The organism is Bradyrhizobium sp. Mp27, from assembly GCF_029953005.1.
Classification (GTDB): Bacteria; Pseudomonadota; Alphaproteobacteria; order Rhizobiales; family Xanthobacteraceae; genus Bradyrhizobium; species Bradyrhizobium barranii.
In genome coordinates this window covers 23,860-41,519 of sequence record NZ_JASAUS010000051.1, presented here as the reverse complement: position 1 = coordinate 41,519, position 17,660 = coordinate 23,860, and the positions used below count along the sequence as shown (strand labels likewise).

11 protein-coding genes, 1 tRNA gene and 1 pseudogene are annotated in these 17,660 nt (G+C 59.7%); 6 read left to right on the top strand and 7 right to left on the bottom strand.

What is annotated here, in order from left to right:
- Positions 1-54: 54 nt before the first annotated feature.
- Positions 55-1,434 carry an FAD-binding oxidoreductase gene (locus QJT78_RS24575; RefSeq protein ID WP_049807652.1) on the bottom strand — a complete coding sequence of 460 codons (1,380 nt, stop codon included), beginning with the start codon at positions 1,432-1,434 and terminating at the stop codon, positions 55-57.
- Positions 1,435-2,025: 591 nt separating this feature from the next.
- On the opposite strand from QJT78_RS24575, the gene QJT78_RS24570 reads away from it, so the two are divergent.
- From QJT78_RS24570 to QJT78_RS24555, 4 genes are all read left to right on the top strand, one after another.
- A complete protein-coding gene (locus tag QJT78_RS24570; protein ID WP_028152866.1) occupies positions 2,026-2,670 on the top strand; it encodes a hydrolase in 645 nt (214 codons plus the stop codon).
- 520 nt (positions 2,671-3,190) lie between these two features.
- On the top strand, positions 3,191-3,883 hold the full coding sequence (locus QJT78_RS24565) for a substrate binding domain-containing protein (RefSeq protein WP_080586598.1): 693 nt from the start codon (positions 3,191-3,193) through the stop codon (positions 3,881-3,883).
- Positions 3,880-5,046, top strand: coding sequence for a VOC family protein (locus QJT78_RS24560; RefSeq protein WP_049807655.1), 1,167 nt, complete (start codon positions 3,880-3,882; stop codon positions 5,044-5,046). Before QJT78_RS24565 ends, QJT78_RS24560 begins: the two co-directional genes overlap by 4 nt.
- A gap of 412 nt (positions 5,047-5,458) precedes the next feature.
- Positions 5,459-6,265, top strand: a complete 807-nt coding sequence (locus tag QJT78_RS24555; RefSeq protein ID WP_080586599.1) for a response regulator — start codon at positions 5,459-5,461, stop codon at positions 6,263-6,265.
- On the opposite strand, the gene QJT78_RS24550 is transcribed toward QJT78_RS24555, so the two are convergent.
- Positions 6,240-6,449: a hypothetical protein gene (locus tag QJT78_RS24550; RefSeq protein ID WP_038943497.1), complete on the bottom strand. Its 210-nt coding sequence runs from the start codon at positions 6,447-6,449 to the stop codon at positions 6,240-6,242. The genes QJT78_RS24555 and QJT78_RS24550 overlap by 26 nt on opposite strands.
- A gap of 285 nt (positions 6,450-6,734) precedes the next feature.
- The gene (locus tag QJT78_RS24545) at positions 6,735-9,293 is read right to left on the bottom strand and encodes an ATP-binding protein (protein WP_281460339.1); all 2,559 of its coding nucleotides are present in this window, start codon (positions 9,291-9,293) and stop codon (positions 6,735-6,737) included.
- A gap of 1,082 nt (positions 9,294-10,375) precedes the next feature.
- On the opposite strand from QJT78_RS24545, the gene QJT78_RS24540 reads away from it, so the two are divergent.
- A complete protein-coding gene (locus QJT78_RS24540) occupies positions 10,376-12,145 on the top strand; it encodes an amidohydrolase (protein WP_249166112.1) in 1,770 nt (589 codons plus the stop codon).
- 154 nt (positions 12,146-12,299) lie between these two features.
- Here QJT78_RS24540 and QJT78_RS24535 read toward each other — a convergent pair whose 3' ends face one another.
- The 3 genes from QJT78_RS24535 to QJT78_RS24520 form a co-directional block, all read right to left on the bottom strand.
- Entirely contained in the window at positions 12,300-13,247 is a 948-nt protein-coding gene (locus QJT78_RS24535) for an ABC transporter substrate-binding protein (protein WP_028152861.1), read from the bottom strand.
- Positions 13,248-13,479: 232 nt separating this feature from the next.
- Positions 13,480-14,328 (bottom strand): ABC transporter substrate-binding protein, encoded by an 849-nt coding sequence (locus tag QJT78_RS24530; RefSeq protein WP_240537593.1) that lies wholly within the window; start codon positions 14,326-14,328, stop codon positions 13,480-13,482.
- Between the two features lie 912 nt (positions 14,329-15,240).
- The gene (locus tag QJT78_RS24520; protein WP_028152561.1) at positions 15,241-16,356 is read right to left on the bottom strand and encodes a DUF2336 domain-containing protein; all 1,116 of its coding nucleotides are present in this window, start codon (positions 16,354-16,356) and stop codon (positions 15,241-15,243) included.
- Positions 16,357-16,659: 303 nt separating this feature from the next.
- On the opposite strand from QJT78_RS24520, the gene QJT78_RS24515 reads away from it, so the two are divergent.
- Positions 16,660-16,735 (top strand) — tRNA-Ile (locus QJT78_RS24515).
- 9 nt (positions 16,736-16,744) lie between these two features.
- Here the strand turns inward: QJT78_RS24515 and QJT78_RS24510 are convergent.
- A pseudogene (locus tag QJT78_RS24510) lies at positions 16,745-17,624 on the bottom strand (LysR family transcriptional regulator).
- Positions 17,625-17,660: the final 36 nt, after the last annotated feature.

Genomic DNA, 17,660 nt, shown 5'->3' with positions numbered 1-17,660 from the left:
AAATAACGGCGCAAAATCGAAGTGCCCATGATAAGGTCTGCTCCCATTTCCCACTCATCGAGCTTCGGCAACGATCGGCAGCGGGATAGCAGACCGGAACACATTGCCCGGGTCATAAAGACGCTTGGCCCTGAGCAGCCGTTCAGAGTTCTGGCCAAAGCTCGCTGCAGCGCGCGCGGCCTCACCCTCGCCCAGCATGTTTGGGTATCCGCCGGGAAGCGCGATACTTGCGAACGCCTCGCGAGCGTCACGCACCCATTGGCGATGCCGCCGCTCTTCCTCCGCTCCCGCTCCGTCGTCAAATGAAGCAAGGATTTCGATGGACACATGATCCCGACGCAGGCCAAACGCAGTCGCATCCAATGGGACCCGAGAGGCCGCTCCCTTGAACTCATGGGTGATCATCGAGCAGCCGGCCGATGGCGCACTCGCCATTGCCTTCAAAAGCATGTCGATCCCTGCCTCGTCGAGTACGGGGAGCAAGCACGTTTCCATAAACACACTTTGCCCATTCACGATGGCTGGATCAAACACCGACACTGAAGCGCCGTAGCGAACCGTTTCCACTGTATTGGAGAGCGCCGTCCCAAGCTTGAGGAATGGCGCTACATGAGTGTCGGCCTCGTCGCGCGAGCCACTCCAGGTCGGCAAGATCATGATGACCGGAGTGCCATCGGGCCCCGCCCCCGCGACGACCTGCACGGTCAGTTCGTCTGGCGCGAACCGGGCCGCGTCGGCGCAGCGCCGAAGGACGTCCCGGGCTTCCGAGAACGGATAGACCAGCGCACCGGACACGACACAGCGCAGTTTGTGCAGCCGAATCCGCATAGCCGTGACCACGCCAAAATTGCCGCCGCCGCCGCGCAAGGCCCAGAACAGGTCTTCGTTGCGCCCGCGCTCTGCGGTCACCAGACATCCGTCCGCCAGGACGACATCGGCCGCCAACAGATTGTCGAGCGCAAGCCCAAAACGTCCGATCAGCGGACCGTAGCCACCACCCAATGTAAGCCCGGCCATGCCGACCATACTGCACGAGCCAGTTACGGCGGCGAGGCCAAGCGGATCGGTCGCCGCGAGCAGATCGGAGGCACGGGTGCCACCGGAGACCCAGGCAATGTCGGCATTAACGACCACATCCCGCATACCGCCGAGGTCAAGCACGATCCCGTCGCATAACGCACGACCCGCCCAATCGTGGCCGCCGCCACGCACGGAGAGCGGAATCCCGGCGGAACGCGCGGCCGCAATGGCAAACTGGATGTCCCGCGCTTCCCGACAATGGACGATGGCACGAGGCCGGCGTCCAACCGGCTTGGCCCAGATCGCACAGGCGGCCCTATAGCCTTCATCGGCTTGTGTTGAGACCCGACCTTCGAGTTGACCGCTGAGCCTACGCAGAACAGCATCAATATCCCTAGTTATTGTCTCCAGCATGCCGGCCGTCCTCGCGGTTGTTCGTGAAACTTTCCCCAACAGGAGGTGTGAAGCCTGGCGCCAATCCGTACCAAAGCCATTTCAAGCGCGGTCTAGTTCGTTACCGATGTCACGGATTGTAGAGTCAGCGCCCGCCTTGTACTGTCTTGCCAAGTGCTGCAAGCCAGGTCCCGCCCCCACTCAGCAAGGTATGTATGTGTTTCGTCGAAACTCGAGATCTTCTCACGTCGACGAGCGTCGCCATCGATGGCAGACAGTTCCTTCTGATCACGGCGGGCGCGGAACAATAGAAGGTTGCGCCTGCGGTTTGGAGGACAAAGAACGGAGTCGTCAAAAGCTTCCTGTATGACCTGGCCGCCGCGGCCAAGCAGGATTTTGTCGAATATCGGCGGGGCCTTGTCGCGCACAATCGGCGCGCGCTCTCGATCCTCAATCTAGCGGCGGAGAAGACCGGCTGCACCGGCGAAGCAGCGACAATTGTCCGGTTTTGCCGGATACAGAGTATGTCTCTAGAGCACTTCTTGGACTGTCCGCCCTTCCTTAACTTGTGACGCTTCCGCAAGGAAGAGTTCACGACTCAAAGGAAAGAAGATGCCGACTAATTTTCTCCAGCATTTCTCACCCGAGGACGCAGCGCTCGTTCTCATCGATTTCCAGCCGCAGATGTTCATGGGGGTTGAAAGCCATGACCGCCTGAAAATCAGAAACAATCTGCAGATGATCGTCAAGGCTGCCAAGCTCTTCAAGCTTCCGACGGTGCTGACGACCGTAACCGCGAACACCTTCGCCGGCCCCTTCGTGCCGGAGGTCGCCAAGGATGTGTTCCCCGATCATCCGATCCAGGATCGCACGTCGATCAATGCTTGGCTCGATTCCGGCTTCGTCTCCGCCGTGGAGGCAACCGGACGCAAGCGGCTGGTCATTGCCGGCCTGTGGACCGGTGCCTGCACGGCGTTCAACGTCATCGAGGGTCTTCGCCGCGGATACGAGATCTTCTTCGTTGCGGATGCCTGCGGGGACACGGACTTGCAGGTTCACGAGCGGGCCGTCGAGCGCATGATCCAAGCCGGCGCAGTTTCGACCACCGCCGAACACTTCGTCTATGAACTGCAGCAGGATTGGGGACGCCAGGAAACCTACCAAGGCGTGATGGACATCCTCAAGGAGCACACCGCCTTCGGCATCAATGCCTTCTTCTCGAAGTGGGCACTCGGCGAGGAGATCAGGCAGAAGTAACCTGAAAGTCCGGAGCAGCAACAGACGATATGGCGCGCCTTTCGCGGCCCCGATGCGAGGGACTCCTTGCTTAAGCAATACCGGGTTGGCGAGATGGCCGTCCGGTTCTGTCGGGTTCAATGCGCAGACTTTATACTGCCTGCAACCTAAAGGTACCGACTGGATCGACGCCAGGGATAATGAACTTTAGCGCCGACCAAAGGGACTGGTGTTGGGATGAATCAAAGGGAGGTGCAGTTGGCCAAGAACGCACACGGAGCGGCATGAAGCCCGCCAATCTTCGTATCGATGTCATCACGACGTTTATCGCAATCGTCGAAGCGGGAAGCATGCGAGAAGCTGGCCGGCGTCTGGCGTCTCCAAGTCCGTCGTCAGTCAACGCCTCAGCGCACTGGAGGCAGCCCTGAATGTCAGGCTGCTGAGCCGGTCGACGCGGCAGCAGGCCCTCACCGACAGCGGTAAATACTTCTTTGAGCGTTGCCAGAAAATCATCGAGGATTTCCAGCTCGCAGCCGAGGAGGTGAGCGATCGGCAGGACGAGTTCTCCGGCACGATCCGCATCGCCGCCCCGATGAGTTTTGCTGTACGACATCTGACTGATGTATTTTCGACTTTCTTACAAAACCACCCCTTGATTGATCTCCAGATCGAATTCGACGACCGCATGCACGATCTGGTCGGCGACTCCTTCGACATGGCGGTCCGAATTGGAAGGCTGAAGAATTCCGCGCTGATCGCGCGCCGGTTCGGGCAGAGCAATCGGGTAGTGGTCTGCTCGCCGCGCTACATTGCCGAGAACGGAAACCCCCACTCGATCGAGAGTCTCGAGAACCACTACGCCGTCAGCTATGCCAATCTCACCCCTCAGTCGGAATGGATCTTCCGCCGGGGCGACGAGCTCAAGAGCGTGACGCCAAAGAGCCGCATGAGGGTCAATAGCGGCGATATCCAGCTGGCGGCGGTGAAAGACGGCGTGGCGATTGCAGCGCTGCCCCTCTTCATCGTTCACAAGGCGATCGAGGCGGGAGAGGTCCAGGTCGTCGATCTCGATTGGCAGCTGGTGCCCGACGACCTTTCCATCGTCTATCCGCAGAACCGTTTTCTGGCACGGAAAGTAAGAGCGCTGTCCGCTGCCATCATCGCCCAGATCGGAAGTCCGCCTTGCTGGGAGAGTTGTCTTAGCGCCGAACAACAGGAGAGGCTAAAATCATGAACCAGATGATCATCAACGGCGTCAACAGCCAGACCTTCGTTTGCTCGAATCTCGAAAGGATCGTGCATTTTTATACGGCCATACTCGGTCTTCGCGTTGTCAAGCGCACTGTCAGCCATCTCGATGGACGATTGCCAGTGATCACCTTCGGCTTTAACAGCCTCGCGGAGGAGCTCCCACGCTCGCAAACCGTAACCTATCTTGAATGGAATCCGATCTTCTACATGATGCCGAAGGAGGGATTTACCGATCCCGCCCTCGCGGCAGATGCTGTTTCAAACCCGCGCGCAGGTGATCCTAAGGGGCGCTGGGGTGCCGGCACCAACCATCATCTTGCCCTTCACGTCCCTAATCGAAACGGACTCTTGAAGTGGAAGCGGCGGCTTACGGACTTTGGCATTCACGTCACTGGCCCCTATAATCGACACTACTTCCATGCGATCTATTTTCCCGACCCGGACGGCGCAATCATCGAAATCGCAACATCGGAACCCGGTTTCGGCCGTGACGAAGTTGTTCTGGGATCGGAATTCAAGCATCAGCCTGCGGAAAATCTGGTCGGCGGCCGGAGCGAATTGTCCATCGCGTCAGAAACTTGGCCGGCTCCGATGCCGTTTATCACCGATGATTATGCGCTGCGTGGGTTCCACCATATCACGTCAATATCCAGCAACGCAGAGCGTACGGAGAAGTTTTTCGTCGAAACAGTTGGACTGAATCTGATCAAGAAGACCGACTATCTCGACGAGAAGGGGGGAACGCATTACTACTATCCCTGCGATGAAGACCTTTCTCCCGGTTCGGTGATCACGTTCTTCGGCCTGCCCAACTATGCCCCGGGACGGCTCGGAACCGGTCTTTCCCATCATTTCACGTTGGAGGTCGAAAACGTGCCGGCGCTTGCCGATCAACGCGCACGCCTGAAGCGCGCCGGCGTCGAGGTTTCCGGCATTCAGGACGCAATCTATTCGAAGATCTTCCATTTTCGTGATCCCGACGGCCATATCTGTGCCGTCTCGACGCCCAGCGATTTTACTGTAGACGAGGATAGGGAAGATCTCGGTCAGTCTCTCTGCCTGCCTGAGTCACTTGAACCGCGCCGCGCCGAAATTGAACGGCACCTTGCGTTTCGGCCAGCACCGACGCCGATCCTCTCCGAGTGAGACCCGTTGGGGCGCGGTGCTGCCGCGCCCCATCGAAAGGAGGTCACTTCCAAGCCGTGCCCCCATTTCCGGCGAAGCGTTCATGCAGTCTGAAATCAACTCGCGCACCGATGTAATCGTATGCACGTGCTGCCAACGGGAGAGGTCGTAGTCGTCCCCCTTGAAGCGCTTAAATTCCACGCCTTTCGAACCTGTCGTGCCGAGCTATTGCACGGCGACTCCATGTTGCGCGCAAGGCGCGCCCATTTGGCAAATCGGTACGAATTGATTTCACGACCGGCCTTTCGCGTCACCGCCGCAATCACACTCTTGTAAAGGCACGGCCACTTACTTGATCCGCAGATTGGCGTCGCAAGACGCGTATTCGATATCGCGCATCCCAAAGCGATCCGGGAGCGTCGGAGAACATGAAATGGACGAACGGACCAATAATCCAACCGCTCTTGTCGCCGCGGCGGCACATGGGCCGCTTGGACCAACGCACACACCCATCAAGGAGCACCGCACGTTCACATGCCTCCTCGTCGAGGACGATGACGCCGTCCGCATCCTGGTGGCGAATTATCTCGAGGAAAATGACGTCCGCGTGATCTGCGCATCCCGGCTGTGCGACGTGGCACCGCTGCTTGCGCGCAACCAACCCGATCTGATCGTCCTCGATTTGCGGCTCGGACGAGAAGATGGCCTCGATCTGCTTCGTGAACTCCGCGCGCGATCCGATATACCCGTCATCATTACGACCGGGCACCGGCCCGACGAAATCGACCGAATCGTCGGGCTGGAGCTCGGAGCTGACGACTACATCACCAAGCCATTTAGCTTGGGGGAATTGTTGGCCCGCATCCGCGCCATCTTGCGACGCCGGAACGCCCGACCGACAAAACCGCAGCGCGAGAGCGAAAGAGGCAGCCTTCGCTTCGGGGGGTGGCGCCTCGAGCGGCGGACACGCCGCCTCACCAATCCGCGAGGCGAACCGGTCCCCCTCACCAAGGGCCAATATGCTCTGTTGACAGCATTCCTCGCTGCACCACAACGGCCGCTGTCACGCGAATACCTGCTACAGGCGACGCGCGTCCACGAAGACGTATTCGACCGCAGCATCGACATGCAAGTCATGCGCTTGCGCCGCAAGCTCGGGGACAGTGGGGGTAGCTCCCCGATCATCCGCGCCGAACGCGGCGTCGGCTACGTCTTCACGCTTCCTGTGGAGACCTCATGATCCCAAGGCTCAGCCTTTCCAGCGCGATTGGCTGATGACCGGATTTGTCGGCCGGAACATCCGCCTTGACGTTCCCGAATATGGTCTCCGGCTTTTGCTTGATCTCATCGAAGAAGACCTGGATAATATCTTCCGTAAAATGCGGCATCCGCGGATAATGCGACACCACTGCCTCTCGCCCCATCAGCCACACCTTGGTCGGATCGAACGGATTGAACCCGAAGGCCTTGGCCTGCGCGTCACTAGTCAGCTGAATGTACAGCGCCCAGCGCGGACACTCGCCTCGTTCTATACTGTCGAACAGGTCGCAGCGCGTCGATCAAGAGCCGCGCTCGTGGCCGAGCGTCGCCAATACTCAGCTCGATCGGAATGGTAACCGCTCCACTTTCGCACCAGAAACGATCTCACCGGACCATAGCAAACGCAATCAAGGTCGAACGACAATGCAGCAAGCTCAGTGCTCCCAGCCTTAACGGTCGGCTGACAAGGATGTTGCACCGCGCAGGACTGCCTGGAGACTCCGCGCCAAGTCTACAAAGCGAAAAGGTTTGCGGATGATCGGAAATTCATCCACCGCATCATGTCGTTGCAATACATCCCTCGCGTAACCCGACGTGAGCAGTATCTTGATGCCTCTCCGCAGTCGCCTCGCTTCGCGGGCAAGCTCAACTCCGGTCATACCGTTTGGCATCACAATATCGCTAAACAAGAGTTCAAATTCCTGGTCGCTCTGAAGAATCCGAAGCGCCTCAGCGCCGTTCCGAGCACAGGAAACCTGATAGCCGTAGCTGGTCAGCATTGTCGACGTGACTTGCAGAATATCCTCGTCGTCGTCCACCAAAAGGATTCGCTCCGAGCCGGTCGCTATAGCCTGGGGCTGCGTGGTTTCCTTCTCCGCTTCAGGCCTTGGCGTGGTCTTAGGCAGATACAAAGCAATCGTGGTCCCCACTCCAAGTGCGCTTTCAATGGTAATGTGTCCTCCGGACTGTCGGACAAAGCCATAGACCATGCTGAGGCCAAGGCCGGTCCCCTTGCCGACCTCCTTGGTCGTGAAGAAGGGCTCAAACACCCGATCCCGCACTTCGGGAGACATCCCGCACCCGGTGTCTGCGACGGACAGCCTGACGTATGGTCTAGCCGAGCACCCCGCAACAGCGCCCTCCTCCCCTACGAAGTTCTTCGTCTCGATCTCGAGCACACCGCCATCCGGCATGGCATCGCGTGCATTGAGCACCAGGTTGAGCAGGGCAGTCTCCAGCAGCGCCGGATCAACGTTGCAAAGCCACAATCGATCGTCCGTCCGCAACCTGACCTCGCACCCTGCCCCGACAGCCTGACGAATGAGTTCCTGGAACTCGGAAATGAGCTGGTTGGCGTTCACCGGCTTTGGGTTCAATGTCTGCTGCCGCGAGAAAGCGAGGAGCTGCGCCGTCAGTTTTGCTCCCCGATTAATGGCGCGCCGTGCGGCCGCGGCGAACTTGCGAACCTTTCCAACATCCGTGGCCGTCTCGACGAGTTCGAGATTCCCGGAGACTACCGTAAGCAGGTTGTTGAAGTCGTGCGCAACTCCGCCAGTGAGCTGGCCTACGGACTCCATTTTCTGGCTCTGATGCAACTGCTCCTCGGCCCGGCGGCGCGCCTCCAGCGCATGCTTGTGTTCGGTGATGTCGCGGAGAAAAATTGCGGTGCCCTGGCTGGAAGGAAACGCATTGATTGCGTACCAGATATTCCGGTACGGGCAGTACGTTTCGACGAATGCCGGATGTTGCTCTGACATTTTCTCCCGAATTTGGTGCAAGACTTCAATGTCGCGGCCGTCTTGGAACGCCTCGCACAGGGGCATGCCGATGATATCGCGGCCCTCGGCGACCTGTGCCCAGGCCGGTCCGTTGAGATAGCTGACGCGCCAGTCCCGATCGATGATAAGTACGCTGTCGTTCGTGCTCTCAAAGATGGTCGTGATCCGGGCGGCGGCCTCCTCGGCCATATCCTTCGCCTTGGACAATTCCCGCTCACGGTGCTCCAACGCATCAGCCATGGTGTTGAACGCGTCGGCCACCCGCACGATTTCTGCATTTCCGCTGATGTCCACGCGTCGGGAAAATTCGCCGAGCCGCCATTGGTTCGCGGCATCGACCAGCTGCCCAAGCGGACGATGGATGAACTGCCGGGCGCCCAACGATGCCAGTGCCAACACCAGCACGGTGCTCAAGAGGATCAGGAAGGTGTCGCGCAGCGTTTCGCGTTGGATCTCGGTGAAAGCCTGCGCCTTGTCGAGGCCGAAGCTGACGACAAGCCCGCCGGAGTCGTCCTGAAGGGCGGAATAGCCTTCGATCCGCTCGACGCCATCGACGTCGACGATATCGACCGCCCCGCGTTCGTCCATCGTCAAATATTTGTCACCGGGCATCTTTGTACCGACGAACCGGTCGTTGTCGGGATAGCGGGCGAGATAGGTTCCGTTGCGGTCCGTGACGGCGAGCGCGGCTCCTTTCGAGGCTCCCTTTTGAGCGATGTAGTCGGCGAGCCACTCCAGGCCGAGACTCGCAATGATGACGACGCCCATACTCCCATTGTCGTCGTAGAACGGCAGCGCAAACAGTATGACTTTTCGGCCGGACGACAGACCTATCGAGAATTCTCCGACCGTGAATGCACCGGTCGCGAGCGCGCTCGCGAAATAGGCGCGCTTGGAAACGTCAACCTGCTTATGATTGCCGCCGGTGTGGCAAAAACTCAGCCCCTTCAAGTCGGTCACGATAAGGGTAATGAATGCGGGAAACCGCTGCTTAATTGCATCGAGGTAAGTAGTGCATCCCAGGCTGTCCCTCGACTTGATCGATGGGAGTTCCGACAGCGCGATCAGAACCTGACGAATTCCCTGGACGATTTGTTGCTGGTCTGCCGCCGCGAGCTTGGCCAGGCTGAGCGCATGGTCCTGCACTTCGAGTTGGCGCGCGCGCCGCCGATCGAATTCGTTGTACGCCTGGAGCGCGATCGCCGGCAAAAGCGCGACAGCCACCAGCACGAATACCCTTGACAGGAGTGTCACTTGCGAACTGGCCCCAACCTTAGAATATTCGTTCGCCGGAGACGATTACCCCGGCGTTTCAAACAGATTTTCCAGAGGAGCGTTGGTTGCCGCCCTGACGGCGATATCCGATCCTCCTCACGCGAGGCTGCCGGAGTACGAATCACATCGGAAGCGTCCCACCCCCGCCGATGAACTGCACCTAGTATCGGCGAGATCTCTGCTATTCGTCATATGAAACACCTTCACTTCTTGTTTTTGCGGCGACTCAACTGCGTGTCGGTCGACCATTGCGCACCTGCTCTTTCGAGAAATGGCTGTTGACGCCAAAGGACGAGCCAGTACGCGACGAGCCGGTCACGGCATGGTTTCAGCGCGGACGAAGCGCGCTACAACTGTGACCAAATTCCGATGCGTAGAAGTATTCGAGATCGCTATCAGATCGAATTCACTGCCCGGTTTGCCGCGGTGCTGATTGCCAAAGGCGCCCGCTACGCGCGCCTCGCGCGAAAATGTGTGTCGCCAAACGAGACCCCGCACGAGGAAAGACTGATGTCGAGGATCCTGAAGAAGATCGCGGCTTACAAGCGCCAGGGGATCGCCGCCGCCAAGTGCGCATGCTCGCCCGCGGATGTCGATGGACCTGCTTTCGCGGGCTCGAGCTTTTGTCAGAATTCGCGGCCTAGTTCACGAGTCGCGGCCCGCTAGTTGCTGCTTTTGACGAGACTTCGACCTACGACATTTAGCGGGCAACGCGAACTCAGAACTCAATATCGAGCGCGCTTCCCCTATCGACTCACGAGCTTTGGCTTTTGGTGAAAATCGACTCATGATTCTTGGGTTTTTCGACTCGAGAATTTTTGGCAGGCCGCGATAAATCAATGGGTTAAGCGACTCGCTTTTGATTGGTCCCGACAGCTTCGCGAGCTTCGGCTAGGCAAGCCGGTGCCACAAATGGCAAGCGAAGCGGGCGAAGGCTGCCGCGCCGAAGCCCGACGGGCGAAGGCGGGCTGCGAAATCAATGATTTGGGCCTTGACCGAATTTTCCGGTGGACCGGCTGATTTTGTTGGAGCCAGACATGATCAAGATCGCGACACTCCCCGTTGCGACACGCGATGCCCGCGAGCGCATCCAGCGGCGGATGTGTGGCGCCGTTCCTGCCTCTCTCATTCCTGCCTCTCTCATTCCGGGACTGAACATGCGCAAGCTTCTGGCGATTTTGGTGATCTCGTGCTGGGCCACTTCGGCTTACGCACAAAAGGCCGACCTCATTGTCACGAACGCAAAGATCGTGACGCTGGATCCCGCATCGACGATCGCGCAGGCTCTCGCAGTCCGCGACGGCAAGATCGTTGCAGTTGGCGGCAACGATGCCATGGAAGGCCTGATCGGGCCCGCGACGCGCCGCGTCGACGCCGGCGGACGCACCATCATTCCGGGATTGATCGATTCCCATATTCACGCCGTGCGCGCCGGGCTCACCTACGCAACCGAGGTCAACTGGATCGGCGCAAAGACCATTGGCGAGGCCATGGAACGCCTGCGCCAGGCGGCCAAAGCGCGCCCGGAGTCATGGATCATCGTGGCCGGCGGCTGGAGCGAATTGCAGTTTGCGGAGAAGCGGCGGCCCACGCTAGCCGAGGTGATGTCGGCGGTTCCCGACAATCCGGCTTACATCCAGCTGTTCTATGCGGCGCTGCTGATGACGCCGAAAGCGCAGCAGGCCCTCGGGATATCCGCGGATCAGTTGCTGGCCGGGATCACGGCCGAACGCGCCGCATCGGGTGAAACCACGGGCTGGTTCAACGGCACCATCGTCAGCATTTCCGCGCTGTTCGATCGCCTGCCAAGGCCGAATTTCGAAGACAATGTCGCAGGCACCCGGCAGTTCTTCACGGAGCTCAATCGTCTCGGGATTACCGGAATCGTCGATCCCGGCGGCTTCAGCATTTATCCGAGCCACTACGCCGCCTTGCAGAAGCTCTGGCGTGACAAATCCTTGTCGGTGCGGGTTGCCTACAGCCTGTTCGCCCAGAATGTCGGCGCAGAATTCGAGGAGTACAAGAACCTCACGCCGTTCCTGCCGATGGGATTCGGCGACGACATGCTGCGATTCAACGGAATCGGCGAGCGGATCACCGGCGCCATGTACAACAACAACGCGCCCGATGCGGCGACGAAGGACAAGTTCCTCGAGATCATTCGCTGGGCGGCCAAACAAGGGCTGACCGTCACCATCCACTGGCAGGAGGACAAATCCGTCCATCACCTCCTCGACCTCTATGAAGAGGTCAACAAGGAGACGCCGATCGCGCCGTTGCGCTGGTCCATCGCCCATCTCGACAACACCTCGCTCGAAACGCTGGCGCGGATGAAGGCCCTTGGTGTGGGCTGGACCATGCAGGACGCCATGTACCTCGGAGGCGACCGTATCGTGGCGCAGGCCGGCGAAGCTGCGCGCCAGATGCCGCCCATCGTCACGGCGTTGCGCACGGGCGTCCATGTCGGGGCCGGCACGGATGCGCATCGGGTCGCATCCTACAATCCGTTCGTGGCGCTGCAATGGATGCTCGACGGCAAGACCGTCGGCGGACTATCGACGCGCGGGCCGGACGAAACACCCAGCCGCGAAGATGCCTTGCGCCTCTACACCGTGGGAAGCGCCTGGTTCTGTTTCGACGAGACGCGGCGCGGCACGCTCGAAAACGGCAAGCTCGCCGACTTCGCGATTCTCGACCGGGATTTCATGTCCGTCCCCGTCGAGCAAATTGGCGCCACGGCGTCTCTGCTGACGGTCGTGGGTGGCAAGGTCGTCTACGCAGCGGATGTATTCGCGAGCGCGAAATAGGAGCTGGAGCAGCGCCGGGCGGCTCTCGCGAAATCTCGGCCTGTTGTCCAATGCAGCGATATTTGCTCTCGTCTCACACCATGCAGCTCGGGCGGACATGCTTTCCAGCCAGTTCCTGGGCGGCGGTCCCTTGGAGGCTGCCCGGCAGCCGCGCTCATTCAACCACCTCGTCGGCGCGTAACAGGAATGACTCCGGTACTTTCAGACCGAGTGCCCTGGCGGTCTTCAGATTGATGACGAGGTCGAACTTGGTCGGCTGTTGGACTGGCAAGTCGGCGGGCTTCGCCCCGCGCAAAATCCTGTCGACAAAGGTCGCGGCAAGCCGCCATAGGTGGGTTGCGTCCACGCCGTAGGACATCAGCCCGCCCGCATCGACGAACTCTCGGTACTCAAACATCGTTGGAATTCGCGCGGTCAGCGCTCGGGTCGCAATGGCGAAGGTGAGTGGGACGCCGACGGCATAGAGTGCGTCCGTACGGTCCCCGAGGGCCTCGAAAGCCGATGCAACGTCCTCTGCGCGCCGGATTTCCAATATCGTCGCCTCGAGGCCGAGCGCGGAGGCCGCCGCCTGCACCTCATCCATCCTGTTTTTGAAACCGGGGCTATTGGCATTGACCATAACGGATAAGCGGCGGAAACCCGGGACAACCTCGCGCAACAACTCGAGGCGCTTGCCGGCAAGACTGATGGGGTTGAGCGCCAGGCCGGTCGCATTGCCGTCCGGTCGGGCCAAACTTGCGACGAGGTCGCTGCCAACAGGGTCGCCAGAAATGGAGACAATTGGGATGAGCGATGTCGCACGTTTTACCGCGAGGGTCGGAGATCCCCCCACCGTGACGATGACATTCACCTTGAGCCGGACGAACTCGGTCGCAATTTCCTTGGAGCGTTCGGTATGTCCCTCCGCAGAGCGATACTCGATCGCAACGGTCCGCCCCGCGATCCAACCGAGTTCGCGCAACCGATCCTCGAAATCCTGGGCCGACCAGGCCGGGCCCAAGAATCCGATGATGGGTAGCTTTCTCGTCTGCTCCGCCCGCGCCGGGCTCGGGCCCATAACCGCGGCAACGCCGACGAGCGTGATGAACTCGCGCCGCCTCATTGAGTTACTCGTTTGAAGCGCCCGATTGAGGCACACAGCCTAGCATCTTTCAACCGGGAGCCGAGCGAGAAAAGGGCTGGCAGCCCGCCCTAACCGTGCGACGCAATGTCCGCAGCGGGTCAAAAACGGCGCTTGGGAAGTCGGCCGGTCACTTCCGGTCCGCCCGACAAGCGGACCACTTCGCAGTTCGCTTGCACTTCGCATTGGGGCCATCAGGAGAAGTAAGCCGTCCTCACTCGATCACCTCGTCGGTGCGGGCGAGCAGCCCTGGCGGTACAGCCACGTCGAGAGCCTTTGCCGTTTTGAGGTTGACTGCCAACCACAGCTTGCTTGGAAATTCGATGGGAAGATCGCCCGGGTGTGCCCCCCTGAGGATCTTGTCCACAAAATAGCCGGCGCGACGAAAGCACCAGCGCAAGTCAACGCCATAGCTCACAAGGCCGCCGTGGACAACGTGCTCGCGATATCCGAAGACGGTCGGCAGCCGCTTTTCAAGCGTGATAGCGCCGATCTGCTCGCTCATGTTGAGCAGCAGGTTGGTCTGAAGGACAACGGCGACATCGACCTTTTCGTTCGCCAGCGCAGCGAGCGCATTCGGAATGTCCTTCGCCGCGCTGGCATCGGCTTCGACCACGCTGAGGCTCAAAGCCCCACAAGCTGCCCTCAAATCCCCGACTTGAGGCGGCCCCTTGGGATCGTTCGTGTTGATGAGCAGTCCGACGCGCCTTGCCTTCGGCACGATTTCTCGCACGAGTTCAATTTGCTTGGTCGGCAAACCCGCGACGTAGGGCTCAATGCCCGTTACATTTCCTCCTGGGCGAGCCTCGCTGGCGATCAAGCCGAGATGGACCGCATCGGCAAGCGCTACACAGACAATCGGTATTGTCGATGTTGCATTTCGGGCAGCGACGGCTTCCAGTGTTGCTGGCACAGCGATGATATCGGGTTTGAGCAGAGCCACCATCTCCTCAATAGACGGTACCCGGTCCGGGAAGATGTCCTGTCGCCGAATGATATCGATGTTACGGCCTTGCTCGTAGCCGAACTCCGAGAGCCCCTTAACGAAATTGCCGAACGCCAAGTCTACTATGAATTGGGCAACGTCACCCCCGGAGGTGCAGCTCCTGCCCATGCGATGAGCGGACGTTTTCGCGCGGGCTGCGCTCTTGAGCCTTGACCAAACAATGTCGATCCGGCTGCAGCGCCAAAAACGCCGAGATATTCGATGAACTCCCGCCGTCGCATGCGTCCCCCCTGTACGGGCCACGCTATTGGCTGGCGAGGTTAGCACCTTGCAGCGGTCTGTGCGGCAATTTAGCGAGCCCGTTGCCCAAGCGGGCATTCGCCGGGAGATGGTCGAGATGGGTCAAAGGCTGCCTTCGGCGGCTCTACTCACCGCGATCGGTGCTGAAAGCTGTGGTGTTGAGCAACGCCAGGCATTGCCCCATAAGCCCTGTTGGGCCCATACCAGGGAGCCGCGCCGCCGGGGAGCTCGAGGCCCATTCTGCCTGCCGGCGTCAACTCGCAGTCGTTCAATATATCCCTGTTGGGATATTGCGCCTGAAACGAAGCTGGATTTGAAGTCGCCCACGTCGGGCACTGGGCACTTGCAGAGCTTATCGCGCCAATCGACATCATCGCTGCAATAATGGAAGTCCTGAATCCAATCATAATCGTACTCCGAACGGTTGTTGTCTTCGTGCGGAGCGTTCGCGCTGGCTAGAATCGGCTGCTCTGTTGAAAGCGTTTCCTGCGAATTTTTTGATAAGGATTAGCTAGGTATGCGCTTGAGAAAAGACACGCCGTGGAAAATCACAGCTGCGCGAACGGCACATCAGCACGCTCACCGTTGCGTGAGCCACACCCACATCCACGCATGTCTGACGTCGGGATTACGGTGACAGTGCACTCAATGAGTCCGGCCGTTTCGCGGGTTCGAAGGCTCATGAATTAAGTGCACTCTCACCGCAATTGTGTCACCGCAATTGCGATCCTAGATCATGCGCCGAGGCTGTTGAGACGAGCCGCCGAAGACCTCCTCCTTCCGCGTTCGGTAGATAGTGACGACCTCCCGGCACGCTTTGACATTCAACCGGTGGAAATCGATCTTCAATTGATCCAGCTCGCCAACGGTTATCCGGTAGTTGGCCGCGCCCAGGAACAGCAGCGCCATCGTGGTGGGCCATGAGAAATCGAGAGACTTGGCCAGGATCAACACCGGCTCGCGATCCTTCTCGATCAATGCCCGTTCCGCGACGTCTATCGGAAGCCCACAGAGCAACGACAGGGCGACGGTGGTCTCGTTGAACTTGAGAGAGTGAGCAAGCTCGAAGACCTTGTCTTCCGTCAATTCGCCTCTCTCGTGCAGTTTTGCCACCGTGCGTTTCGCCGTGAAGTAATCCTTCGACGCCGGGCCAAACCTGGCGTGAATGGCCCCGGTGACATCGACGACGACGCGATGGACCTGATGTTCGATATCCGGACGCTCCCTCTTCAGTTTTTGCCGCACCTCTTCGGAGGCTTTGGCGATCAGCTGGTGGAAGAGATGTCGAGGAATATCCTTTCGCAGTCCCACGGACTCGGCGAGGATCGAATCCCCTTCCGATCGCCGCACCAGGTGCAGAAATCCGGATTTGGAGAGACTAGCCCCAGCATTTGATGCGACCGAGGTTACGACCTCGGGAGATCCCCGCACCACCAGGACATCGGTGACCGCTTCCGGGACCGTTTGTCGCCTAGAGATTGCGAGCAAATGTTGCTGGCTCTTGTTCTTGGCACACGCAATCAATGTCTCGGTGTCGAGGCGCTCCGACTGGCTGAGAATCGGCCATGCGACATCGATGCAGTCGTCGCTTGCCATCTGCCGGGTCAACGCATAGGGCGCATTTTGGCTGCATGCGAGCTTTCCCGCGAGCTTCGCCCGCGCGCTCGTTTCAATCTCCTGCGCGAGACGACCGATGACCTCACCGAACGTCCAGATCTGATCCTCGGAATAAGTGCCGGCGATCAGGATGTCTGCCGCATGCCAGAGCGCCCGCAGACAACTCTCGGGATTTCCTCTCGCAACTGCTTCGTCCAACTCGGCCAGGAATGACGTGATAGCAGCCATTGATGCGCTCGCAGTTTGAAAATAATCGAACGACAAAAGCGGATTTCAAAGGAATGGGCGATGACACCACCCAGACCTGAACACGCGGTAAAATCACTCCCGCCGCCTTGGATCGGGCATAAGGTCCGCCTAATCAGATCGATCGAATTTTAGGTATTGCCTGACTTGGAGGAAGTGGACGCCGTCAACAACCCGCCCAACGTAGCTGCACCCGCGAGGTCGCGCGTTCTGACCGGCAGCAGCCTCCGGCAAGCGAAAGATTACCTCGGCTGGGGCAGCAGCACGGCCCACCGTCTCGCGGCGGGGGCTGTAGCTCAATGGTTAGAGCCGGCCGCTCATAATGGTCTGGTTGCAGGTTCGAGTCCTGCCGGGCTCACCAGCGTGTCAATCACTTCACCGGGTCGCAATGCTCAATCAGCAACTCCGTGAGGACTCGGAACGCACTGCTTCCGCGCGGGATGCTGGCCTGGCGGGCGGATGACATAGGCACCCGCCGGAGGTGGTGGATGACGGGTCATGACTGAAACGAGCGCCCCCGATGCCAGCAATTCATTGGTGAGGAAATCGGGGAGGTAGGCAATCCCGAGCCCTGCTGTTGCGGCGACCACCAGAGCCGTGCCGTTGTCGGCCTTGAAGCGACCCTGTGGACGAACCGTGATGATCTTGTCGCCGTCCATGAGCTGCCAGGTTTCGGTGCCCTGCATGAGTGCTTGATGGGCGACGAGTTGCTCGGGTGTCTCGGGCGACCCGTGCTCCCTGATGTAGCCAGGACTCGCGACGAACTTGCCGTGGATCGGTCCGACGCGCTTGGCGATCAAATTGGAAGCTTGAAGATGGCCAATCCGGATCGCGCAGTCGTAACCTCCTGCGATGAGATCGACGAATTGGTCACTGTAGCAGGTCTGGATCTGGAGCTGGGGGTGTCGTCGCGCCATTTCCGCCATCACGGGAGCGAAGTAGGTCGATCCGAAGGACAGCGGCACGGCAACGCGCAAGCGTCCGCGAAGCTCTCCGGCAGGCAGGATCGTCTCTTCGGCTACGTCGATCTCGGTGCAGACCCTCGCAGCATAGTCTCGGAACGTCGCCCCGGCTTCCGTTAGAGCGGCGCCGCGGGTGGTTCGTGCCAGAAGCTGGACACCAAGCTCGGATTCAAGCCGCAGGAGCCGTCGACTGACGATCGACTTGGAGACGCCGAGCCGGAGCGCAGCAGGCGAAACTCCGCCCGCATCAGCAACTTCCACGAATGTCCGCAGCTCTTCGATGTCCACCTTGGCGTTCCTCATTCCGCGACACAGCTTGCCACG